Raw genomic sequence first — 22,825 nt, forward strand, 5'->3', positions numbered from 1 at the left:
GAATGAAGCTGCCACGATGCACGAGGTGGAGTAATGAAGGCTGACTCACTTCCGCCTATGCAGACATACGTCTCAGCGATCTTCGGGTGAGAGTATGCGGCATGAGTAGTGTGGAACGCTCTTGGGAGCGCATCGAGGAGTGGCTGCGTGTCAACGCTCCGGACTGCTACGCGGAACTACCGGGTCCGGCCAGTGACTCCGACATCGCATACGCGCAGCGCGTCGTGGGAGTGCCTTTCCCTGACGATCTGATCACTTCGCTGCGGCGTCATGACGGATCCGAGGGCGTCGTGGTGATCCCACCGGTAGACGCGATGGTCACGGCGCGCGAGATTGCCGAGGTGTATCAAGCCGCGAAGAGCGACCTGGCGTACCTGTGTGAGCGTGGCGGCCTGTCGCCTGACGAGACGGCCCGTGAGATGAAGAAAGTCCCCAGAGGTGGCGGGGAGCGCACGTTTTGGCATCGCATGTGCGTGCCCTTCGCACGGACCGACGGCCGTTCCCACTATTTCGTTGACCAGGCCCCCGGTCCCACGTGCGGCCGGATAGGTACGTACGACCGGGACGACAACAGCACCTACCTCGACCCTTCTTCTCTTTACGCCTCCATAGCTGTCCTGCTGGAAGCTGTGGCCGATGCGCTGGAGAGCGACGACAAGATCATCGAGTTCGCTGACGATGACATCTGGGAAGCGACCGTCGAGGACGGCAGACTCTGGTGGGAAGAGTGGCTGGTGGGATGGCCAGAGGAGGCCGGCGCTTCAGACGCCCAAAGCTAGGCAACTGGGCTTGCCTGCTCGGTGCTTCCCTTCCGTGCAGAGGGAACAGACAGCCGTGACTGCGTTGATCCTGCGGGGCGCCGACTCACCTCTGCTCGCGTGGAGCTCACAAGTACGCGCCGGCTCTCGCGGAGATCAGGGTCCGTACGACTCCGCCTATGTGGAGCGCGCGTGCCTGACTCCAAGGGCAACTACCTCCCCCACGGCTTGCCTTCGCCTGCGCGGAGCTCACGCCTCCTTGGGGCTGGGGGTGCCGGGATCCCAACTTGCTTGTCCAGCACGGAGGTTGTCCTGCCGTACACCCCTGGGTTGCTGGTCAGTAGTGTGTCAGGGCTGTGTCAGCGGGGGATGTCAGTGTTGTCTTTGTGAGCGGGCCGGGATATCCGGCTCAGGTCACGGAGAGGTGCCCGGAGTGGCTTATCGGGGACCAGAGCAGCAGCTTACGGTCGGGTTATGCCCACGCAGGTTCGAATCCTGCCCTCTCCGCCAACAGTCGAGTCGACGCGCTGGCCGTCGCCCGGTCGCTGTACAGCTGGGAATGGCGATCTCGATTACATCGCTCCTGCTCAGCCGCGTACCTCCTAAGATTGCTTCGCCTCTTGCCTCGAGGTCCAGCATCTTGACGCGACTCACATGAGGCCCGTACCGCTTCGCAATCTTTGCCTTGCAGACAGCTCAAATCGGCACAATTTGTGATGCTTCCTCTGATCTCGGCTTACCGCTGCCTACTCGGCACACGCGCGGTGCGGACCGGGGCGGTGGTGTTCTGGAATGACTCACCTCCGCTCGCGCGGAGCTCCGCCGAACGCCTGGCCACTCCACCACCCGAAGTGTGGCTCACCTCCGCCTGCGCGGAGCTCGAGAACTCTCCGGCGCGACACTGGTGGGTCCACCGGCAGCTCTCGGGCGCCCGGCTCTTCAGCAGGGTCGGGCACCATGCCTTAGATGAGGGCTGAGTTCTCAGAAGAGCCCACGGTCCATGAAGTCATCCGCTTCGGCCCTGGTGATGAAACCGCATTCCCCCGTTTTGAGATCGACGCAGACCGGATAGTTCCCGGCGATCCGTTCCATCTCGTCGTCGTGGTCGAGGAACCTGATGGTGTTGAAGGGTCCGATGAACCGGTCACCGTCGATGAAACAGCTCTCCAGGATGAGCCGGACGTCGTTGGACGGCCAAGACCGGCTCTGCTCATCCAGGTACCTCGCGGCCAGTTCCTGGGCTTCCTTGCGATCGAGCATGTCAGTTTGTCCTCATGAGGTAGTAGATTTTCCATCGAGGGTCGGCTGGATTAGCCCGTCCTTGCTTGAAGTCGAGAAAGACCACCTTGCCGTCGACATTCACTACGTTGAAGTAGTGGCCAATCCGTCCTCTCTGGGTCGGGAAGCCACCGACGATCCCCGAGCTCCGGGGCCCCAGCTCAGCACATCCCTGACGATGGGGTCCAGTCCCCTCTTGCCTACGAACGGGCGTCCAGTCAGCGCCGCAACTTGGTTGGGGGGTCATGATGTGATCAGCCCCGGGTACGGAGTTGGGGTTCTTGCCGACCATGAGGTCGTCACCGGCGGCGAGACAGGCGACCGCTGGGGCTACCTGCGACGCACTGCAGACCTATGGAACTGGCTCCTGACAGGCAGCCCCCCGATAGCCAGCCCCACCCAGATACCCAACGGCGACACCATGAGGAACTGGATAGCCCACTACTCCACCGTCCTTGCCGACACCTGTTCCTTCACCGACCAGGAGATCGCTGACGTCCTCACCGAGTCCCTCATCCCACCGGACGGCACCATCACCGCTGACATGCTCGACGCGCTCCTGCGGCTCCAAGCCGAAGGCACCGCCCCCGAAGGACTGACCCGACACGTCAGCTCCTTGGCACCCATCTCAGCCCAGCCCCTAGACGGCGGACTGTTCAAGTTCGACTGCACCCAATGCGACCGCTCCGTGCAGTGCGTCCGGACCGCACCGGGGTTCTTCACGGTGTCATGCAGCTCCTGTCACGCAGGCAACCTCGTCAGGGTCTCGTAAGAATGGAGGACCAGATCGATGCGCTCGGCCTGATGCTGAACACGCTGGTGCTGCTCACCACGCGTTCCATGGACCCCGTTCAGCAGCCGTACGGATGGATCCGACGTCCTGCTACCCAATCTTTCTCCTGGTGAAGATTGACCGACCAGGCCGGGGCGGAGTCTCTCCTCAGCCCACCCGTGGCGGACCGGTGACCGGCAGTGCGGTCAGTGCGTGGGAGCGGAACGAAGAACGCCACGAGAGCTGTGTATCGGGGACGGCGAGAGCGATTGTGGGCAGTCGGCGGAGCAAGGTGCTCAGGCCGATCTGGATCTCCATGCGGGCCAGAGGAGCGCCCAGGCAGTAGTGCATGCCGTGGCCGAGCGCGAGATGCGCGATGTCCTCACGCCGGATGTCGAAACGGTCTGGGTCGGGGTACCGGGCGGGATCCCGGTGGGCGGAGGCCAGGCAGAGCATGATCGTATCGCCGGCAGGGATACGCACGCCGCCGATCTCGACGGGCTCTGTGGGAAACCGGCGGATGGCCATCTGGTTGGGATGCGCGTAGCGCAGCAACTCCTCGACAGCCGCGGGAAGCAGGCCGGGGTCCGCCCTCAGGGCGGCGAGCTGCTCCGGATGGCGGAACAGAGTGAGCAGGCCTGCGCTGATCATGTGCTGGGCGTTTTCGCTGCCGGCCATGAGGATGAGAAAGGCCAGGGAGACAAGTTCGTCCTCGGTAAGCCTGTCCCCTTCGTCGCGGGCCGCGATCAGGTCCGACAGCAGGTCATGGCTGGGGCGGGCCCGGCGCTCGGCCACCAGGCCGACGAGGAAGTCATGGATGCGGTTGATGGATTCCGCCGTCTGGCCCGGGTATTCGGGGGCGAACATGCTACCCACCCACGCGGAGAAGGAACGCCTGTCTCCTTGCGGAACGTCGAAGAGGTCCCCGATGACCACCAAGGGCAAGGGGTTGGCGAACTCGGTGACCAGGTCGACGCTGGACTCGCTGGCCAGGCGCTGGGAGAGGGCGCCGGCCAGAGAATCAGCGGCGGCCTGGACGCGTTCGCGCAGAGTCTCCACCCGGCGGGGGGTGAAGCCCTGGGAGACCAGACGTCGAAGCCGCAGGTGGTCACTCGAGTCAATGTTGAGGAGATTGGCGTCCAGTGCCGGAGGCAGCGAAAAGCCCCTGTAACCCGTGCCGGAGTGCGCTTTGTTCACTGACAGCCTCGCATCGGTCAGCAGGGCGCGCACATCCGCCTCCCGGACCACAAGCCACACCGCGGAACCGTCCGGTAGTGCTATGCGATGGACCGGGCCGGCGTCACGCAGGCGTGCATAGACCGGGTAGGGGTCGGCGAAGAACGCTGTGTCGAAGGGCCGGAGGAGGGCCGGTGTGTCGGAGTGAGCGGTCACGCGTCCTTCTTCGCTGGTTCGGGGGTGTGCGGCGTGTGCGCCACGGCGGGTGAGGCGTGGTCGGATGCGGTGAAAGCGCGGGCCAGCTTGCGTTGGAAGGAGAGCTCCGCCGCCAGGTCCTCCGGTTCCGCAATCCGCGGGTTGGTGACGTGGGTAGTCGGCTGCTTCTGCTCGATTTTGGCCTGCAGTGCGGCCTTGAGTTGCGCTGCTTCGACGGCGGCGGCCAGATCGATGCCGTTGAGTCCGGCCGCTTCGCCGCGTTGCGTGGCGAGGGTGGCGACGGAAGGAGCCATCCATGTGCGCAAGGCCCACTGAGCGTCACGGATTTCCACCAGGCATCGATAGAGGCGGGTCCTGAGGTCGGCCTCCTGTCCCAAATCAAGAACGACTTCGGGCAGATGAGAAGTGACGTCGCGGTGGAAGGGGGTGATCTCCCGGTAGGCGCGGTGCCGGTCAAACCATTCGTATGCGGTGGTGAGGTAGCGGCCCCAGTCGGGCATCGTCCAGCCGACCGTCTTGAGGACGGTCCCCGCGATGGCGATCTGGGCGACGGGCTCCCACGGGTGGCCGGTGACACCGAACTGACCGGCAATGATGTCCGCGACACGGCAGCCTGTGTAGATCATGGCGAAGGGCATGGACACCGCAACGAGGCGCAGCCCCCGCCGTAGCCAGGGAGTAGGAGCCATACGTGCGTAGCGCCAGCCCATGATGCCGATGTCGATCTGGTTCGCTGCGTGTCCGACCAGGTAGATGGTCAGGTATGCGGGGTAGTACTGCGCCTTGGTCAGGGCGAAGTCGGTGGGGCGTTCGCCGATGCTGGTGGCGGCGGAGAACAACGTGATCATGCCGAGGAGCACCACGCCCAGGCCGATCAGACGTGGGATGGCCTTGCGCCAGGCCGTGCGGCGTTCGTACGACAGGTGCAGGAGCACGAGTTGTTGGCAGGCGGCCGACAGGATGACCGTGCTCTGGGCGAGCAGCCCAGAGAAGTTGACTATGCCGACGAACCTGCTCGTTGCGATCCATACTGCTGGTGTCGAGATGACGAACGTGGCGGTCAGGAAGAAGAAGTTGCCCACGAGTGCGAGCTGTGTGGGTGAGCGGTCGGTGCGCGTAACTCGTAGCTTGAAGAGTAAGGCTAATAAGGACACCAGCGCACAGGCAGGATAAAGTGTGCTATTCATTTTTCCCTTGATGGATGGGGGCCTCCAGAGCAGCGAGTCTGGCGACCAGCTCCCGCGCCTCCGGCGGCATTGCGCAGGTGCGCTCTACGGACCAGCTGCTGATTTGCCGGCCGATCAGCGAGCCGACCAGCTCGGCCTCGACCTCTGCCTCGGCTTGCGAGTGTTCCCGCCCCAGTACCCGACGGACCATGTTCGGGTTGAGCGACGGTAGGAGGAGTGTGGACGACTGTTCCGTCATCACAGGCGATGCGTCGTGATCGCAGATCACGTGGCCGAACTCGTGCAGGATCACCTGTTGCTGATGCACGGGGGCAAGACGCTGTTCGAAGAAGACATAGTCCTGGCCCTCCGCGGAGACCCAGAGGCCGTCAGGACTGCCGAGTGGCAGCTCGAGAGGGACCAAGTGGATGGGGCGGCCATGAAGTCGGCCCACATGCTCACAAAGAGTCTGCATCGTCACCTGCGCCTGAGCGGGCAGGCCGAGTGCGTGCACTCGTTCCACGCACCGCTTTTGAAGACTGTCCGGCTTCCCGCCGTCAGCCCGAAGTCGCCAGCGCACCACAATCACTTGAGATCGTCATGCGGATCCTGACGCGCGCCGGCGTCCGCGGACGGTGAGGAGCTCCGCAAGGACTCCTGAACCTGGGAGGCTGCATTGATGATCCCTTTGAGGAGCTCGGACATCTGATCTGCGGGAAGGCCTCCAGGAAGCCGTGTCCGCGTACGTAGCGAAACGTTCTCCACACTGCGCCGGCGCAGTTCTTTGACCGCTTCCAGTTCGGCATTGACCTGCTGGAAGACCTGCTCGTCGAGAAAGTATGCCCATCTCTCGATGCCCAGGCTGTGAGCCACCTTGACCAAGGTCTCGATGGTGAGGTTCGTGCCGTCGGCGGATTCGGCTGATGCCAGGGTGCGTTTGGAGACGCCTGTGCGATCGGCCAGCTTCGCAAGGCTGAACGGGCCTTCGGGATGGTGATGCCGGAGGTGTCGCATTCGGGTCGCGATCGCGGTCTTCGCCGCGTGGACCTGAGCCTCGAGGCCGTGCCCCGCGTCCGTGCTGGGTTCGTCGCGTCGGTTGTTCATCGTTCACCACCTCCCCTGGTGCAACATGTTGCACCCTGACGCAGGATGTTGCAACGGTGTGCTGTGAGGCCTATCGTCCTCGTTACGGGGATGAGCCTCAAGGGGAGGGGCTGGGGGCATGCTGATCCGACGTCAGCACGACGGCGACAAGAATACCCATGAAGTCGTATACACCTGTTCCCAGGGCGGCGCGCCAGATGTCCTCGAGTCGGGTCATGGGAGTGCCACGGCACTCGGACATGAAGCCGCGCTCCGACCGCCTCGCCAGCGAGTGGCCGAGGCCTGGCACCCGCGGTCATCCCGACCAGTGGTTCGTTCCGTCCGGCTAATGCGAGACGACCGCATCAGTCTGTCTGCCGACGGGGTCAACCCGTCGCTCAAGCCAGCATCTCAGATATGGGCTATCACCCCACGTGTTGGCTCCGGCCGCACTTACGGCGGCGAGGAGGCCCGATCGTCATAGGCCAACCATGAGGCGCGGCCCGAGACATCGGACCATCCCGCCGCCCGGGCGCCCAGCCTTTGGTGATGGCAGTCACCGCGGCTTACGCCCCTTGCACTCCGCTCAGGCCTGGCAGGGCCCTCGCGGAGGTTCCGTCCGACCCGACATGGCTTCGGACGGTTCACAACGCGGTTCTGGCACGAACCTGGGCCCAGACGAGGGCCCCTTTCATGTCCACGTACAGCAACGAGGACCACCACACATGATGCAGTACAAGGCTGCTTTCTGTCAGCTCCTCCATGTTCAGCCAGCTCAGCTCAGCCCACACTTGAACAGTGGTGGCTGCCGCACACGAGGCGGGTGCTCTCTCAAGGCCTCCCCGACCCCTCCCGCGAGTAGAGGACGCCTCACCCGCAGGGCCTCTCGATGAGAAACGAGGCAACACGTGAGACCACCTCGCCTGTGGCCCCGCCTCTGCCACCCCGGCGCCGGCAACGCGTAAAAGTGCCATGGCGCCTGGTGGCATCCCCTTACTACTCCGATGCCGCGCTGAGCGTGTACATAAAAGTGAAAGCTCTCGCCATGCGTCCGGAGGGTTGCACCGCAGGAACCGCCGTACTGGCCTCCTACCTCCGGACATCGCCGTCGACGGTGTAACGAGGCCAGGCTCAGCTCAGCCGCCCCGCCCCGGACGGAGTCATCGAACTGACATCGCAACGCAGAACGCTACCCGGCGGGCGGGGCACCACTGCGGTACGTCGCGTACGTCTGCTGAGCCAGAACGAACGATTCGTATGGCTGCCTGTAGCAGCAGCCGAAGACCTGACACCACGACAGTTACGCGCCTACGCCGTCATCACCTATGCAGCACTACAAGCCATCCCTTTGACCGAAAGCGAGCTCGCCGGCTACCTGCACCACCACTCGGGCACCAGACCCGGCCGTTCCCTCACCCCGACAGCAGCCGGAAACATCATCGACAGCCTTGAAGCGACACGATGGATAACAGTGCACCGCCGAGCCGGCGAACGCGGCCGGCATCAGTTCATCGCGCACGACCTACCACCCTCATCGCGTGCAGTGGGGCAGTGCCCCACTGCACCCAGCCCGCCTCCACCTGCGCAGGTCAGCACCAAGCCGACACCCGCATGTGATGACGCATCGGCTTCGCACATTGATGAAGCATTCCTCGCGTATAAGGAATCACCTAGGACTGACCGACCCGAGGACGAGCGAGCGCTCGACACACCCGCCGTAGGCGAAATACCGGTGAGTGACCCCGCACCCAGCCCCACCACCTCCACCCCGCCGGGAAACAAAACGGCTGGGCTCGCGCTGCGCGCGGCCGGGCAACTCTCCACCGTCACCTCCCGGCCGCGACGCCCCAACCGCCACGTCACAGGCAACCATCACTACAACGGCCCCGCCCTGACACTGAGCACCCGCATCTACGCGACGCTCGAACCAGTCCACTGGCTGCTGAAGCAAGTCGACCGTGTTTGGGTACAGCGCCACATCGCCCGCGAGGTCGGTCGCCAGCTACGCGAGGGCATGGACCAGGACCGGCTCCAGCAGCGATTGACACGGAGGCTCGCTGCCACCTCCCTTGCCGAGATCCGCGATCCGGGCCGGTGGCTGCTCGGCGTGGCCCTGCCACGCTGGGGCTGCAGCCTCATGGACTGCGAAGAAGGCATCCTGTGGCCCACAGGCGTCCGCTGCCCTGTATGCCAAGAGATCACCATCGAACGCAAGGCCACCAGGCGACACACGCAGCATTCCGGCCGGGACCACGAAAACACACCTCGCTCGAGCGCCAGCCGCTCCGGTCGCGAGACAGCCGACCCGATGTTGATCCGCCCCGCTGCTCCGATCACTCAAGAGCCACGCGGTGCCGAGCGGGGCACATGCGGTGCATGCGGTGTACGAATCCTGCTCCTCGGCCGCGCCCTGTTCGACCTCCTATGCCGACTCTGCCGCGAAGAACAAACCGAGCAGTTCTCTGCTGCAGGCGTCGACGACGGTACATACCCACCTTCAAGGTCTGGAAAGGGATCTTTCTCAAGCGTGCAACCTTGCACACCACTCGCGCGCAGTCGTAGGTAGGCCGAGGAACTGACCGCCCCCGCTTCAACGCCATGGCCGTCCCGGCAAAGCCAAATCCGCCGCCGATCCATGGGGGCCTTGTGGGTGCAGGGAGCAGGCATGACAACGTCGGCACCACCACGATGATCGGCGAGGCTTCAACCGCCTTCGCGGCGTTCTCACACCGCGCGGTCCGCCAGGGCATGGAGATGCCGCTGGCTCACCTCCGCCTGCGCGGAGCTCGCGAGCGCGGTCGCCCGGAGCCGACCCTGCCTGCGCCTCACCCTCCGCCGACGCAGAGAGCACGCCACCCATCCCGCGGACGTCGAAGTCGATTACGACCTACCTCCGTCGGCGCGGAGCTCATGGGGTGGTCAACTATGCGCGGAGTCGCATAACCGGCTTACCTCCGCGGCTTACCTCCGCCTGCGCGGAGCTCACTTCTGGCCGGTCCGTGAACGAAACGTGCTGAGCGGGGTACCTCCGCGGTTGCGGAGAAGAGCTGGCGGGGCCGGCTATGAGCGAACCGTATCTCTGTCAGTCACCTGACGGGCACTCATGAGACTGGAGGCGTCGGCTCTTCCTGCATGCGAACAAGAGGAAGCTCAGGACGTTACGGCCTCAGACTGGCTGAGCGGTTCTAAACATACGTACTGCCGAGGTTCCAGATGCTTCAAGACGGGAGCATGGAAGCCTGTCGCTGTCACAGTTGCTGATGTGGGGCCGCGTCTCACGGATGACTCCCGACAGTCTGTGACCAGAACACACAGGAGGCCCTGCCTTCGCGCTCCGCAGCGCGAAGGCAGGGGTGTCCCGTTCAGGCGACCCTCCGGGTAGCTGGTCCCGGCACATTGTGAGTGTGCCGGGGTCAGCTACTTTGCAACCCAGAGCCTGAAGATCCCTGTGGCTGCCGTGATGGCAGCTGCCAGAGCTTGGATCAACCGGCTCCGGCGCTCGATTCGGTCGAACGTGCGTTTGGTGAATTCGAGCATCCGGTGGGGTAGCGCCCTCAAGCACTGCAGCACGGTGTGGCTCCTTGTCCCGTCGTTCTGGGTCACGAGAGACCCAGGGATGGCGTGAGGTCAGGGGCCAGCGCTGAAGCACGCGGTGAGCCTATGGGGTAACGGACGTGCAGGGCACCGGAGTTGGTGAACTTACGTGCATCGCGATGCCGCGGCCTGACCGAGACTGTGACGTTCTGAGCTTGTTTCGTGCATGGCGGGTACGTCTCGGCTTCCGGCCTGGAGGCGGTTGTGTCGCTGGGCGGCATGTCGTTGTGCCGAAGGGCTGACAGATGTCGTAGCTGGTTGTGGGGGCTGGCGCCGAACGTGTGCCTTGGTGGGCGATTCATTAGCTATGGGCAAGATGTCCGGCAGGGTGGCGTTGGGTTCGGCGGTGGATCACGTCCCCAATCCGGGTGACGCAGCCGAGAGGGTTCACGACCTACCTCCGCCGGCGCGGAGCGCAGTGCTTTCGGCGCTATTTGTCCGATAAACGCGCGGGGGACCTCCGCGTGGGCGGAGCGTGCGCGGTCCGACTGTAGCGGGCACCACTGACAATTTTTTCGAGTTCACGGGACCGTGTTGCGCGCCTTCGATAGACGCGCTTAGCTCGCCTCCTCGGGACGCCTCGGCGACCAACAACTTCCCTGCGTCAGCGATCCGTTGGCGTTCATCACCGTGATGGAGGGCAACTTGCCTGTCTGGAATGCGGCTGACCAGCCATGCCTCATGCTGGTCCTCCGCGAGGACGCGGACCGGGAGGAGCTTGAAGCGCTCTTACCCGGTGTCGCACCCGGCGCTCACTATGAGACCGGGCTACGAGGCGCGCTGCTGGGCGCGCATCTGGCGTCCGACCTCGAGGTGCCGAATCCGGCGGTGGAGTCGATGCTCCGCCGGCTGCTGACCGCGCTCGCCATCCGTGTCGGCAGGCTCGATGTGGCGGACCTGTCGGTGTGGGAGGACCGCTTCGATACCCTTCTCGCTGTCGGACGATTCGATGCGAAGGCTGTCAACGATTACATCGACCGATGGCGGCACCGCTTCGACCTCTACGACAGCAAGCGTCCGTTCCTCCAGGACCCGCGGCTGGCCGAGCAGTGCTCTCGGCGCGCGGCGCCGGGAAAGCTGGTGATGCCTCGCCCGTCAGGGGCGAACCAGCCGTGGCTGGACCACACGCCGCAGGACGAACCGGTGCCCTCGGGGGAGGCTCTCGGATGGGTGCTGGCCTGGCGCGGCTACGGCCCCTCGGGTACGGGCGCGCAGCGGCAGCACGGCGGTGTGAACTCGAAGAACATGAAGGCTGCCCCATTGAGGTCGCTGGTGTCGTTCCACCCTCTTGGCACGAGCTTGTTCACGTCGCTGCTGCTCTCCTGCCCGCCACCGACGGGGACTGAGGATGTCGCTGGCGACCTGGCCCCCTGGGAGCGGGACGAGCTGGAGGACCCGCTGCTGCCTGCCCCCGCCAAGGGGCCGGTGTCGCTGCTGACCGGCAGGACCGCGCATCACGTGTTGCTGGCCCCCGACGAGAGTGGCGGGGAGGCGGTGGGCTGTTGGGTGGCGTGGGGGAGTCGGGTGGATCTGCCGGCAGCCCGGGATCCGTTCGTCGTCGACCGGGTCAAGGCCGGCCCGGTGCGGGCAAGCTGGCGCCGTTCGCTGCTGCGGGATTTCGACTCGTTCATCCACGCCAAAGACCCTGCCGCCGTCGGCATCAAGGGCGTGATTCTCCCTGGCTGGCTGTCGGTCTACGCGGACCTGCCGCAGGAGGCCCTCAAGACCCTGTCGAGCGTGCGGGTCAGAGCGCTCGGCTGCCACCAGGAGAAGCAGGACCGTAACGAGCACTGGTATGGGGTGACCACCCCGGCCAGCATCGCTCCGTATCTTCCCTCGCGGCATCCGCAGCGGGCGGCCCGTGTCGCCCAGACCCGCCTCGCCGCGGAGATGGCGGCTGCGGACATGGCCAAGTCCCTGCGGTCGGCGTGGAAGCAGATGTCTCCTGGCGAGAAGACCTGCCCGTGGGCAGATGAAGGCACCGCCCAGTTCTGGGACCGGGCGGAGTCCCTCTTCTGGGCCGCGATCTCCGACGACGATGCGCCTCCTGTGCGCTTCAGAGCTCTGGCGCTGGAGATCTACGACGCCATCACCCAGCCGGTAGCGACAACTCCCCAAGGGATGCACCCGATCGCCCAGGCCCGCTCGGCACTGGCGTACCCCCGGACCGGAAGGAAGAAGGAGAAGGCCGCATGACCGCCGAATCCCTGCCTGCGTCGCCGGCGCCGGCCGTGGGGGCAGCGACCCCGGGCCCGTTGGAGCGATACGAGAAGTTCCTGCGCATCGTCCGCAAGGCGTGTTCCACGCCGGGCGGGCGGGCCGCCCTGCGCCAGGGCCTGGCCGATGACCTTTCCTCGCCCTGGCAGCTCTACATGCATCTGCTGCCGGCCGGCGGCATCCCGGCCTACGCGGCGACCCGTGAGGCCGAGCGGCCCTACCTGCTCGTGGCGTGCCTGTACGCGGTCCACGACGCCCCCAACCCGCGCACTGCCAAGACCACCCCGTCCCCGGCCCCGAAGCCGGCCGACGTGCGCAAGAACCTTGGCTGGTCCTATGCCCGCGCCGCGACCACCGGTGCCATGCGGCAGCAGAACGCCGCCGACGCCCTCTCCTACCTCGCGCAGCTCGACACCGAAGGTCTCTACCGCGACCTGCCCGGCGCGATCTCGCTGCTGCGCTCCCACCGCATTCCCGTGCAGTGGCCGGTGCTGCTGCGCGACCTGACCCGCTGGCCGAACTGGGCGGACGACGTCCGCATCGATTGGGTCCGTGCCTTCCACACCCCCGCCCGCTCCACCGAGGAGAACACGAAGTGACCACCCCTGCGCCTGGCAATCTCTACCTCGACGTCCACCTGATCCAGTCCTACCCCTACTCGAACCTCAACCGGGACCGGCAGGGGGCCCCGAAGTCCGCCAAGTACGGGGGCGTGATGCGCGCCCGGCAGTCCTCGCAGAACGGCAAGCGGCACACTCGCCTCACTGTGGAGAAGGCCACCGGTATCCGTGCGCTGCGCACCCGCGGTGTCCCGAAGGCCGTGGCCAAGCGGCTGACGGACCGGGGATGGAACAAGGAGGTCGCGCTCGTAGCTGGCCAGATGCTCATTCTGGCCGCCGGGGTCAAGGGCCTGGGTATCGCCGACAGCCAGGGCACCAACGCCCTGCTGTTCCTCCCCGAGAGCGCCCTGGACGCCCTGGCGGAACTGGCCGACTCCCACCGCGGTGAGATCACCCAGGCCGCGTACGACATCGAGGCGGAGGCAGAGAAGGCGGCGAAGAAGACCACTCGCAAGACCGCCGCCGCGGAGGAGGGAGCGGAGGACGACAACGAGGACGAGCCGGCCATCGGTGAGAACAGCCTGCTGGCCAAGTACGCGGCGAAAGTTCTTCCCAAGGCCGAGGTCCTGGCCATTCTGCAGAGCAGGAACGCCTCCGTCGCCGCGTTCGGCCGGATGCTCGCCAACGAGGCCGGCTCCACCGTCGACGGCGCCGTCCAGATGGCTCACGGGCTCAGCACCCACGCCGCCACGCCCCAGCTCGACTATTTCACCGCCGTCGACGACATCCTCGAGGACGAGGGGACGGAGACCGGCGCCGGGCACATGGGCGACAACCGCTACACCTCCGCCACCTTCTATCGGTACGCCTGCCTGAACGTCAGTGAGCTCATCGGCAACCTCGACGGTGACACCGAGACCGCGCAGACCGTGACCGCCGAGTTCCTTCGCGCCTTCGTCAGCACCGTGCTGCCGGCGAAGTCCTCCGGAACCGCACCGTTCACCGTTCCCCACCTCGTCTACGTCGCCGTGCGCACCGACCGCCCGGTCAGCCTGGTCGGCGCGTACGAGACGCCTGTCCCCGACACCTCCGACGGCTACGTCCCGGCCTCGCTGACCCGGCTGGCCGACCACGCCGCCGCCCACCACCGCTTCCTGGGCACCGACGGCCTGCTCATGCACGCCCACAGCGGACTCACCGACCAGACCTTCGAGGCGCTCGGCGACCGGATCGACGGCCTCAATGCGCTCGTCGCACGCGTGGCCGGCACCGTGGCCAAGGGGAACGCGTGAACGGCCTGCTCCTGCACCTGTCCGGCCCGCTGCAGTCCTGGGGAAGCGACGCGGACTTCGAAGTCCGCACCACACACCGCTGGCCCACCCGCTCGGGCCTGACCGGTCTGCTCGCCTGCGCCCTGGGGCGCCCGCGTGACAGCGACAACAGCGACCTGGCCGAACTGAGCTACACCATCCGCGTCGACCGTCCGGGCCAAAGGGAGATGGACTTCCACACCATCGGCGGCGGCTACCCCCGCCACCTCACCCCGCCCACGGCGGACGGGAAATTCAAGAAGCTCGGCGAGGGCACCATGCTCACCGAACGCTGGTACCTCACCGACGCAGCTTTCACCGTCGCCGTCACCGGCCACCCCGGAGTCATCCACGTCTGCGGCGCCGCCCTGAAACGCCCCACATTCGGGCTCAGCCTGGGACGCCGCTCCTGCACCCCCGACACCCCCATCCTCGTGCGCTCCGCCGTGCCCGACGCAGTGGGCGAACTCGACCGCCTGCCGCTGCACCGGACACCCACCCGCGGCACGCCGGAGCCGGTGACCTTCATCTACGACACCGCCCCCGAGCCGGGAGCGCGGCCGGACACCGAAGTCCGTGACCGGCCCGGCCCCCGTCGAATCTTCACCCGCAGGCCCGTATGGCAAAGGCAGCGCTTACTGCCGGACGCCCCGGAAGCCGGCCGCGGCACCCAGTGGATCGACGCACTCACCGCATACCGAGAGGCAGCCGCCGCGTGACCACCGCCCCCGCCGCCCCCACCCGCACCCTGCACCTGGCCCAACTGCACCTGGAAGCCCGCAGCCGCGCCGTCCACCAGGACTTGAACGACGCCACCAAACTGCACAACACCGTCCAGTCCCTCTTCCCCGACACCCTCGGGGACACCCCGCGCGCCGCAACCCACACCCTCTTCCGGCTCGAGCGCGAACAGGCCGGCGCCGTCCTGCTCATCCAGTCCACCCTGCCCATCAACCGCAACGCCCTCCCGCGCGGATACGCCCACCACCTCGCCCACCGGGACCTCGGCCCCCTCCTGGACTGGATCACCGAGGGCCGGCTCGTGCGCTACCGCATCGACGCCAACCCCATCAAAACCACGTTCGTCCGCGGACAACGAGGCAAGCGCACCCCGGTGACCGGCGCCGAGGCCCTGGCATGGTGGGAACGTCAGGCCCACAAGGCAGGCCTCGCCAACCAGCTCGCCCTGGACCTGCCCCAGCCCCCCGTACGGGGCACCCGCAACAACTCCAAGCCGATCCTGCTGCGAGCCATGCGCTTCGAAGGCGTCGCCACCGTCACCGACGCCGACGCCCTGCGCGCCGCCATCACCGTGGGCATCGGCCAGGGACGTGCCTACGGCCTGGGCCTGCTCTCCATCGCCCCCTACCGCCCCTGACACACACCCGGCCAGCACCACACCCGGGTCCGGGACGCACCGGCCCGGGCCCGCCACGACGTAAGGATCCCCGCATTGCTGCCCCGTCCGTTTGATGACCGTCCGTGGGGAAAGGAGCGAGGCCTCGACCACCCCTACTCCCTGGGCTGTCACGCCATCGACACAGCAGTCATGGCCGCCGCCTTATGGGACCGCTATCTCACCCCACGCCAGCGCCACGTCATCGCCCACGGCTGGGGCCTGAGCGAGACCGAAGCCCGCCAGTTCCTCATCTGCCTCGCCGGGCTCCACGACATCGCCAAGATCACCCCGGGATTCCAGGCCTGCGCCCCCGCAGCCGACCAGGTCACCGGACTCCCCGGCTACGACCCTCTCCCCGCCACATTCCGGTCCCCCAGCCACCAACGAGCGGCACACCTCGTGCTGCCCGAACTCCTCAACCGAGTCCAGGGCCTGCCCCTGACCGGCCGCCCCCTCAACCTGGTCGCCCACCAGATCGCACAGATCATCGGCGGCCACCACGGCACCTATCCCCCCGCCCTCTCGCACCAGGGCGACGCGCTCTCCTGCCCCCTGGCTGCAGTGCCAGGACTGGGAGACAAAGAGTGGGACGCCCAGCGAGAAAATCTCATCCACCTGATCCACCACCTCTTCGGCACCCCTCGCTACCCCACGCGAACGGCCCGTGGGCCCGCCGCCGTCGTCACCACAGGCCTGATCGTCCTCGCCGACTGGCTCGCCTCCCAACTCCCCTGGATCCGCGACCGCCAACGCCGCTGGGACACAGACCGCACCCGCAGCTGGGAAGCCCACGTCCGCCGCGCCCGCCGCGCCGCGCCCAAAGCACTCCGCGAGGCTCAGCTCACCCCGCCCACCTGGCGCCGCCGCAGGACTTTCCCCACACTCTTCCCACACCTCCGAGGACAGAAGCTGCACCCCGTCCAGGAAAGCCTCGCCAAGGAACTGCCTGACCTGGCGAGCGGCCCCGGCCTGCTGCTCATCACCGCACCCCCCGGCGAAGGCAAAACCGAAGGCGCCCTCTTCGGCGAACGGATCATGGGACCGGCCGCCGGCACCAAAGGCCTGGCCTTCCTCCTGCCCACCATGGCCACCACCGACGCCATGTGGACCCGCGTACGCGACCACACCCGCGCCAACTGCCACACCCCACCACCAGTCGCCCTGCTCCACGCCATGGCCTGGCTAGACGCCACCTACACCCCCGACGACCTGCACAGCGCCACCTGCGACCCCGACACCGTCGCCGAATGGCTACGCGGCCGACACCGCGGCTTCCTCACCGGCATCGCCGTAGGCACCTGGGACCAAGCCGCCCTCGCCGTCCTCCCCCACCGCTACATGGCCATGCGCTGGCTCGGCCTGTCCGGCAAGACCATCATCATCGACGAAGTCCACGCCTACGACGCCCACGGCCACGCCCTCACCCTGCGCCTCCTGCAATGGCTCGGCGCCCTCGGCGTCCCCGTCATCCTGCTCTCCGCCACCGTCACCGGAGACACCGCAGCAGCCCTCGTCCACGCCTACCGCCACGGCGCCGGCCACACCGACACCCCACCCATCCCCATCAGCTACCCCGGCTGGACCTACACCGACCACGCCACCGGCACCATCACCACCCCCAAAGAAGCGCTCGGCTCCCACCGCGCCCACACCCTCACCGTCAACACCGTCGACTGCACCCACACCCACAACCCAGACAACACAGACGGCCGCGCCCGCGCCATTCTCAACCTCCTCAGCCCCCTTCAGGAAACGTCCACCGGCTGCGCACTGATCGTCTGCAACACCGTCGCCGACGCCCAGGCCACCAAAGACCTCCTCGCCACCGCCTGGAGCACCACCGACCGGCCGCCACTGGTCCGGCTCCTGCACGCCCGCATGCCCGCCCGGCAACGAGCCGCTGTCACCCGCCGCATCCAACGCTGGACCGGCCGCCGCGGCAAACGCCCCACCCGGCCCTTCGTGGTCATCAGCACCCAAATCGCCGAACAGTCCCTCGACGTCGACTTCGACCTCGTCATCAGCGACCTCGCCCCTCTCGCCCTCCTCCTCCAACGCGCTGGCCGCGGCCACCGCCACCCCCGCAACGACCGCCCCACCTGGGCACCCACAGGCAAGCCACGCCTCGCCGTCCTCGTCCCCACAGGCCAGCTCCCACCCCGCCACTGGGGCAAGGTCTACCCCCAGTCCATCCTGCGCCGCACCCGGGACCTTCTCCGCACACTGCATGACGCGGACGACGATCAGCAGATCAAGGACAGCATCCAGACCAAGCAGATCAGCGTCCCCGAGGACATCCAAGACCTCGTCGACAAGGTCTACAGCCCGGAATTCGCCAAAGCCGACGACATCCACCGCATCGCCGAGGACATGCAACTCGCAGCCACGGCCACCCTCTATACGATCGACCCGCCCAACAGCGTCCGCGACCTCCACCCACTGACCAACACCGACCAACACCCCGACAAGATCGCCACCCGCCTGGGCGCCGACAGCACCCGCGTCCTGCCCACCTACCTCACCGCCGACGGACGCCACTGGCTGCACCCCACCCACCACACCCACAGGACAGCACTGCCCCGGCAGGTCGATCCCGGGGACCGGCAGACCATCAGGCGACTGATGAATGCCACCATCCCGATCAACAGCGAATGGCTTGCCGGCCACGATCCCGCCACCGACCCGCCGGCCACGTGGTCAGACGTCCCAGGACTCCGGGACCTCGTTCTCCTTCCCCACCCGGTAACCCGCACCACGATCGGCGCGTACCGGGGAGACAGAAAAACCCTCATCGTCGACCCGGAGAACGGCCTCGTCAGCCGCTGACCGTATGACGATGATGCTCTCCGCGCTGCGCGGAGGTGCCCCGGCCACTTACCCCGACGCTGCGGTACAGATGGCGTCCGCTCTGCGCTGCGGAGGTGAGCCGGTCAGCGCCATACAGATACCGTCATGGGGCACGTGCTCTCCGCGCAGGCGGAGGTGAGCCGGCGGAGACGTGCTCGGTTTGGGCGAGCGCCATGTGCTCTCAGCGCAGGCGGAGGTGAGCCGGTGCCGGGTTCTTTGCCGCCGTCGGCACCGAAGTGCTCTCCGCGCAGGCGGAGGTGAGCCGCTCACCAAGGAACACGAGAAGCGCATCGCCGCGTGCTCTCCGCGCAGGCGGAGGTGAGCCGGAGACCGGTCAGGCCGCAGACACCATCGTGGTGTGCTCTCTGCGCAGGCGGAGGTGAGCCGAGCCGACCGGCCGGAGGGACCACCCACCCCGCGTGCTCTCCGCGCAGGCGGAGGTGAGCCACGGTCGTTTGAGCTGAATAGCGCCGGAGGTCGTGCGCTTTCCTTTCTGATGGATGCGAAGCGGGCCCGAGGCACGGTGGCGGCCCTGGAATGGCGTGAGGACCACGAGTGCGGATCTCGCAAGGACAACCCGTCTGTGGTGTACCCGGTGGACGCGATGGCAGGCCGTCAGGTGCCATTGCTGCTCCCGCCCTCCGGCATGGTGCATCGCTGGCAGCTCACCGGATGGCCGAGTGGCGGGTGGAGCCTGTGACCAGGGCGGAGCAACGGCCTCTGCTGGGCCACCAGCGGCGTCGCCCGCATGCCCGACCGGCCCTCGCTCGGCCCGGACCTGATCACAGCACCACGAGACAGTCTTGAGCTCTAGGCCTTCTTGTCCTTAGCGCGTGCCTCGAACTGACCGGTCTGGAGGAAGGCGACCCGATCCTCCGGAGTGCCCTTCAACGCCGCCTTGGCCGCAGCCTTCACGAAGGGTCCCCCCTCGTTGAAGATCCGCGAGATGAGGACATAGTTGTCCTCGTCCAGGGCCTTGAACTGACCGGCCTCCAGGAAGGCGACCCGGTCTTCCGGAGTGCCCTTCAGCGCGGCCTTGCCGGCCTCCTTCACCCCAGGACCACCGAAGTAGATGATCCGCGAGATGAGGACCTCGTTGTCGGTGTCTCTTTCCTCGAACTGACCGGTCTCGAGGAACTTCCTCATGTCCGCGGGCGTGCCATCGAGCGCCGCCTTACCCGCAGCCTTCACCCCCGGGCCTCCGAGGCTGATGATGCGCAGGATCTCGTTCCGGTCCTTCTCCACCTGCTGGTCCTTGCCGGTGGGCTCTTCGCTCTGCTGCACGGCGGTCTTCGTCACCGAGCTCTGGGCCGACGGTGTAGACGAACCCGTGGCGGCGCCATCAGCGAAGGCCGACGAGGTCAGCAGGACGGCCGGAGCGATGGCAGCCACGGTGATCACCGCGGCCATACGAGATAACTTCAAGGTATTCCCCACCCTTTTCGTGATATCTGTGCGTCGGCCAACTATAGGAGCCAAACCCGACTTGATCCACTGGTTAGATCCAGTGCTTGGCGGCTCCTTCCCATGGGCGCGCCGGCTATGGCTCCGCGTGCCCGCCGATCCTGCAGCCAACGAGGCAGGAGGTCTGAGCCTGCAGTGGACGCCCCTGAACGGTGTCTCGTGTCCGGGTGGTGGATCTGCCGTCGCGGGTTGGAGCTTTGTATGGTGCGGCGGCATGAACTGACCAACACGCAATGGGAACGTATCGTTCCGCTGCTGCTGGCGACCGGCGGGCCGGGCGGGCGGTGAGCCGATGACCGCACGGTGGTCAACGGAGTGCTCTAGCGGACGCGGACCGGGATTCCCTGGCGTGACCTGCCCGAACGCTACGGCCCCTGGTAGACCGTCTATGAACGCCACCGCCGCTGGTCTGCCGACGGGGCCTGGAAGATCCTGTGCGCCCTCCAGGCAGGCACCGATGCCTCCGCCCGAAACACGGACGGATCCTGGGTGGTCAACGCCGACGGGTGTAGCTCTGCTGGAGGGAGTCGCGACAGGGTTGGATGTCAGTGCTGCGTTTTAGGTTCGCTCCATGACTCACATAGACCTTGGCGACTTCGATCAGGCGTGGGATCGCTTCACCTCCTGGCTGGCCACGAACTCGCCGGATGATTACGCCGCGTTGCGGCCGTCCGCCACCGCGCAGGAGATCACCGGGCTTGAAGCAGACCTTGGTTTCTCTCTTCACCCGGAGCTGAGAGCACTGCTTGAGCGGCACAACGGTGTCGCCGAGCTCCAGGCTGGTGTTGCGGTGGGCGACCAGCCAGGCGGCTTTCTGCCGCTGGGTCACCGGCTGAGCTGCACCAGCCGGATCGCTTCGCAGCACGTGGAGCTCGTCGAGTTCGGTGAGGAGAACCTTGCGTCCGAGCTGTGGGAGGAGGACGACCTCAGCGGGCATGCCCACCAGTGGGTCCCGTTCGCCCTCCCCATCGACGGCGGCGTCGCCTTCGTCGACCACCGTCCCGGCCCGACGTACGGCCGCGTCTATGAGATGGGCATTGGTTCGGGCGCCGTCGACGCAACCGAGTGGGCGCCCAGCCTCGCTGGGCTGTTCAATGTTCTGGCCGACGCCCTTGAGACCGGGGCACCCTTCAGGTATTACTGGCCGGAGTTCCGAAGCACATCGTCGGATCTGAGATGCCTCGAATGGGATATTCGGACTCGGACGTCCAGCAGTGGGACGTAGAGCGTTGATCAGGTTGCGAGACGGTATCTGCCCTGGTCAGGGGACGGGTAGACACGGCAGTTCTCGCGCGCAAGGTGGAAGCGCCAGTAGTCCTCGAGGTCCTGTTGCTGATGAGCGCGCGGAGTTTCAGGACGGCTTCGGCGCCCTCGAGACCCCATTGGGCGCCGGTGATGTCGAGGCGGTCGGTGATCAGATGCCGGCAGGCGCCCTCGGTCACGCCGGTCGCGATGGGCCAGCCTGCCGCGAGGGCACGGTCGTAGCGCAGGAACGCTTCCTTGCTGGTGAGTAGCGGATGCAGACGTCTGCGCCATGCCGCTGAGCTGGCGTCAGCTCCGCGGCGCCGGCCTGGTCTCCGATCGATTCGGCTGCCTGCAGGGCACCGGTGGCCAGGATGGTGAGCGCGTGGGCGGCGGCCCAGTCCTCGGCGGCGGGATCACCACTGTGGTGGAAGGACCAGGCCGCCTGCCACAGGTATTCGGGAAGGGTGTGGCTCGCCGGTAGGGACTGCTTGAGCTGGGGAGACGCGCGGCGGTCTGGGGTATCGCTTGCTCTCCTACTCAAGGCTGCCTATCGAGTGCAGTTGGGCGAACTCGTCAGCGAGTATGCCCATCATGACGAGGTCGTGGTGCCGGCTGGCGAGGAACACGTGATCGCGGAGGCGGCCCTCCTCGACGAAACCGAGCCGGCGATGAAGCTCCAGCGATGCCTCGTTATGGGCGAAGATCCGCGCTTCGCACTTGTGATAGCGGCGCTCGGCGAACATGAAGCGCAACAGCAGCACCACAGCCTCTGCCGCGTAGCCTTTGCGGCGATGCTCAGCGCCGATCGTGACGCCGTACTCGAACCAGCCCATCCGTGGGTCAGCGTGATGCGAGCCGACGGCACCGACTATTTCCCCCGTGTCGACTGCTTCGATCGCCAGCTGGAAGCAGTCACCGTCAGGTTTGGCAGCGGACTGCTCCTTCGCCCAGACGCGACAGCCCTCGGCGGACCGGGGTGGGTGCAGAACGTCTCCCAGTCGCTCCTCGTCCTCAGCGAAGCGCATGAACGCGGACCAGTCATCGGGCTCAATACCGCGCAGGCGTACCCGCTTGCCCGTCCAAAACGATGTCATCCCCTATTGGATCAAGGCCTGACATCTCATGTCCATGCTTTCGGGAACCCTGGATAACCTGCACTTCGGGACCGCAGATCCCCATGACTGAAAGATGGTATGGATCAGGCCGTGGGGCGTATCCGTCTTGGTCAGGGGGTGGGTGGATGCGGCGGTGCTCGCGGGAGAGGTGAAAGCTCCGCCAGGGGTCGAGCTCCCTGCTGCTGATGAGCGCCGTAAGCGGCTTTCCGGGGCGCGGGCCGTGGGGCGTCCGGGCGCATGACGATGCCCTTGCCGTGCACCGAGAAAACCAGCAGCGTCTCGGCAGTGCACGGGGCGGGAGTCCGCGCGCGGTGGAAGGCGCCGATGTCCACCGCGGTGCCGATGACCAGGTCTGCGACCTGGTGGTTCCGATGGCGGGCCACCGCGGTCGTGGCGTCGAACGAGACCCGCACCGATTCCAGCACGGCCAGCCGCGCCAGCGCGTACGAGTGCGGCTGCGCTGGCAATGACAGGGCTGTGTCGCCGGGTAGATGGTGATGGTGCCGGGCCTCCGCCAGGCGCCCCGGCGGACAGTCACGGCCCCGAACAGCGACCGTTGCCGAGCCTGAGCACCCAGCCGCCCTGTGGTGAGCCCCGCCCCTGGTGCTCGCCAGGGTGCGGGACC

Annotated in this window: 18 protein-coding genes, 1 pseudogene and 1 CRISPR repeat array; of the genes and pseudogenes, 10 read left to right on the forward strand and 9 right to left on the reverse strand. The window is 66.7% G+C overall.

Annotated features, from left to right (window positions below):
- The first annotated feature begins 101 nt into the window (after nucleotides 1-101).
- Nucleotides 102-779: an SMI1/KNR4 family protein gene (locus tag J1792_RS32435; RefSeq protein ID WP_207248834.1), complete on the forward strand. Its 678-nt coding sequence runs from the start codon at nucleotides 102-104 to the stop codon at nucleotides 777-779.
- A 960-nt stretch (nucleotides 780-1,739) separates the two neighbouring features.
- On the opposite strand, the gene J1792_RS32440 is transcribed toward J1792_RS32435, so the two are convergent.
- Entirely contained in the window at nucleotides 1,740-2,018 is a 279-nt protein-coding gene (locus J1792_RS32440; RefSeq protein WP_207248835.1) for a hypothetical protein, read from the reverse strand.
- A 268-nt stretch (nucleotides 2,019-2,286) separates the two neighbouring features.
- On the opposite strand from J1792_RS32440, the gene J1792_RS32445 reads away from it, so the two are divergent.
- Nucleotides 2,287-2,808 (forward strand): hypothetical protein, encoded by a 522-nt coding sequence (locus tag J1792_RS32445; RefSeq protein ID WP_207248836.1) that lies wholly within the window; start codon nucleotides 2,287-2,289, stop codon nucleotides 2,806-2,808.
- Between the two features lie 2 nt (nucleotides 2,809-2,810).
- Nucleotides 2,811-2,942 (forward strand): hypothetical protein, encoded by a 132-nt coding sequence (locus tag J1792_RS35235; protein WP_278186470.1) that lies wholly within the window; start codon nucleotides 2,811-2,813, stop codon nucleotides 2,940-2,942.
- 34 nt (nucleotides 2,943-2,976) lie between these two features.
- Here the strand turns inward: J1792_RS35235 and J1792_RS32450 are convergent, their stop codons facing one another.
- The 4 genes from J1792_RS32450 to J1792_RS32465 all read right to left on the reverse strand — a co-directional run bounded on the left by J1792_RS32450 (nucleotide 2,977) and on the right by J1792_RS32465 (nucleotide 6,470).
- Nucleotides 2,977-4,200 carry a cytochrome P450 family protein gene (locus J1792_RS32450; protein WP_207248837.1) on the reverse strand — a complete coding sequence of 408 codons (1,224 nt, stop codon included), beginning with the start codon at nucleotides 4,198-4,200 and terminating at the stop codon, nucleotides 2,977-2,979.
- On the reverse strand, nucleotides 4,197-5,387 hold the full coding sequence (locus J1792_RS32455; RefSeq protein ID WP_242646998.1) for an MAB_1171c family putative transporter: 1,191 nt from the start codon (nucleotides 5,385-5,387) through the stop codon (nucleotides 4,197-4,199). Before J1792_RS32455 ends, J1792_RS32450 begins: the two co-directional genes overlap by 4 nt.
- Nucleotides 5,380-5,889 carry a hypothetical protein gene (locus J1792_RS32460; protein ID WP_207248838.1) on the reverse strand — a complete coding sequence of 170 codons (510 nt, stop codon included), beginning with the start codon at nucleotides 5,887-5,889 and terminating at the stop codon, nucleotides 5,380-5,382. Before J1792_RS32460 ends, J1792_RS32455 begins: the two co-directional genes overlap by 8 nt.
- Nucleotides 5,890-5,951: 62 nt before the next feature.
- Entirely contained in the window at nucleotides 5,952-6,470 is a 519-nt protein-coding gene (locus J1792_RS32465; protein ID WP_207248839.1) for a helix-turn-helix domain-containing protein, read from the reverse strand.
- Nucleotides 6,471-10,658: 4,188 nt separating this feature from the next.
- On the opposite strand from J1792_RS32465, the gene casA reads away from it, so the two are divergent.
- The 6 genes from casA (at nucleotide 10,659) to cas3 (ending at nucleotide 18,355) form a co-directional block, all read left to right on the forward strand.
- Nucleotides 10,659-12,239 carry a type I-E CRISPR-associated protein Cse1/CasA gene (gene casA, locus J1792_RS32470; protein WP_207248840.1) on the forward strand — a complete coding sequence of 527 codons (1,581 nt, stop codon included), beginning with the start codon at nucleotides 10,659-10,661 and terminating at the stop codon, nucleotides 12,237-12,239.
- Nucleotides 12,236-12,859, forward strand: a complete 624-nt coding sequence (gene casB, locus J1792_RS32475) for a type I-E CRISPR-associated protein Cse2/CasB (RefSeq protein ID WP_207248841.1) — start codon at nucleotides 12,236-12,238, stop codon at nucleotides 12,857-12,859. Before casA ends, casB begins: the two co-directional genes overlap by 4 nt.
- Complete coding sequence (locus J1792_RS32480; protein ID WP_207248842.1) at nucleotides 12,856-14,112, forward strand: type I-E CRISPR-associated protein Cas7/Cse4/CasC; 1,257 nt, start codon at nucleotides 12,856-12,858, stop codon at nucleotides 14,110-14,112. The genes casB and J1792_RS32480 overlap by 4 nt, the downstream gene beginning before the upstream one ends.
- Nucleotides 14,109-14,849, forward strand: coding sequence for a type I-E CRISPR-associated protein Cas5/CasD (gene cas5e, locus J1792_RS32485; RefSeq protein WP_207248843.1), 741 nt, complete (start codon nucleotides 14,109-14,111; stop codon nucleotides 14,847-14,849). The genes J1792_RS32480 and cas5e overlap by 4 nt, the downstream gene beginning before the upstream one ends.
- Nucleotides 14,846-15,508, forward strand: a complete 663-nt coding sequence (gene cas6e / locus J1792_RS32490) for a type I-E CRISPR-associated protein Cas6/Cse3/CasE (protein ID WP_207248844.1) — start codon at nucleotides 14,846-14,848, stop codon at nucleotides 15,506-15,508. The genes cas5e and cas6e overlap by 4 nt, the downstream gene beginning before the upstream one ends.
- 75 nt (nucleotides 15,509-15,583) lie before the next feature.
- Nucleotides 15,584-18,355 (forward strand): CRISPR-associated helicase Cas3', encoded by a 2,772-nt coding sequence (gene cas3, locus J1792_RS32495; RefSeq protein WP_207248845.1) that lies wholly within the window; start codon nucleotides 15,584-15,586, stop codon nucleotides 18,353-18,355.
- A 135-nt stretch (nucleotides 18,356-18,490) separates the two neighbouring features.
- Nucleotides 18,491-18,824: direct repeats of the CRISPR family, unit length 29 nt; unit sequence GTGCTCTCCGCGCAGGCGGAGGTGAGCCG.
- A gap of 362 nt (nucleotides 18,825-19,186) precedes the next feature.
- Here the strand turns inward: cas3 and J1792_RS32500 are convergent.
- Nucleotides 19,187-19,786, reverse strand: coding sequence for an ALF repeat-containing protein (locus tag J1792_RS32500; protein WP_207248846.1), 600 nt, complete (start codon nucleotides 19,784-19,786; stop codon nucleotides 19,187-19,189).
- A gap of 625 nt (nucleotides 19,787-20,411) precedes the next feature.
- Between J1792_RS32500 and J1792_RS32505 the strand changes: the two genes are divergently transcribed.
- The gene (locus J1792_RS32505) at nucleotides 20,412-21,065 is read left to right on the forward strand and encodes an SMI1/KNR4 family protein (RefSeq protein WP_207248847.1); all 654 of its coding nucleotides are present in this window, start codon (nucleotides 20,412-20,414) and stop codon (nucleotides 21,063-21,065) included.
- Between the two features lie 8 nt (nucleotides 21,066-21,073).
- On the opposite strand, the pseudogene J1792_RS36025 reads toward J1792_RS32505, so the two are convergent.
- The 3 genes and pseudogenes from J1792_RS36025 to J1792_RS32520 form a co-directional block, all read right to left on the reverse strand.
- Nucleotides 21,074-21,330: pseudogene (locus J1792_RS36025) on the reverse strand (ISKra4 family transposase); the annotation flags it as partial.
- Nucleotides 21,331-21,618: 288 nt separating this feature from the next.
- Entirely contained in the window at nucleotides 21,619-22,179 is a 561-nt protein-coding gene (locus J1792_RS32515) for a GNAT family N-acetyltransferase (protein ID WP_207248848.1), read from the reverse strand.
- 131 nt (nucleotides 22,180-22,310) lie between these two features.
- Nucleotides 22,311-22,667: a hypothetical protein gene (locus J1792_RS32520; protein WP_207248849.1), complete on the reverse strand. Its 357-nt coding sequence runs from the start codon at nucleotides 22,665-22,667 to the stop codon at nucleotides 22,311-22,313.
- Nucleotides 22,668-22,825: the final 158 nt, after the last annotated feature.

It is taken from the genome of Streptomyces triculaminicus (assembly GCF_017349075.1).
GTDB lineage: Bacteria > Actinomycetota > Actinomycetes > Streptomycetales > Streptomycetaceae > Streptomyces > Streptomyces triculaminicus.

Coding starts and splice junctions, on each gene's coding strand:
- J1792_RS32505 (WP_207248847.1), top strand. CDS start 20,412: ATGACTCACATAGACCTTGGCGACTTCGATCAGGCGTGGGATCGCTTC.
- J1792_RS32440 (WP_207248835.1), bottom strand. CDS start 2,018: ATGCTCGATCGCAAGGAAGCCCAGGAACTGGCCGCGAGGTACCTGGAT.
- J1792_RS32515 (WP_207248848.1), bottom strand. CDS start 22,179: ATGACATCGTTTTGGACGGGCAAGCGGGTACGCCTGCGCGGTATTGAG.
- casB (WP_207248841.1), top strand. CDS start 12,236: ATGACCGCCGAATCCCTGCCTGCGTCGCCGGCGCCGGCCGTGGGGGCA.
- J1792_RS32435 (WP_207248834.1), top strand. CDS start 102: ATGAGTAGTGTGGAACGCTCTTGGGAGCGCATCGAGGAGTGGCTGCGT.
- J1792_RS32465 (WP_207248839.1), bottom strand. CDS start 6,470: ATGAACAACCGACGCGACGAACCCAGCACGGACGCGGGGCACGGCCTC.
- J1792_RS32500 (WP_207248846.1), bottom strand. CDS start 19,786: ATGGCCGCGGTGATCACCGTGGCTGCCATCGCTCCGGCCGTCCTGCTG.
- J1792_RS35235 (WP_278186470.1), top strand. CDS start 2,811: ATGGAGGACCAGATCGATGCGCTCGGCCTGATGCTGAACACGCTGGTG.
- J1792_RS32455 (WP_242646998.1), bottom strand. CDS start 5,387: ATGAATAGCACACTTTATCCTGCCTGTGCGCTGGTGTCCTTATTAGCC.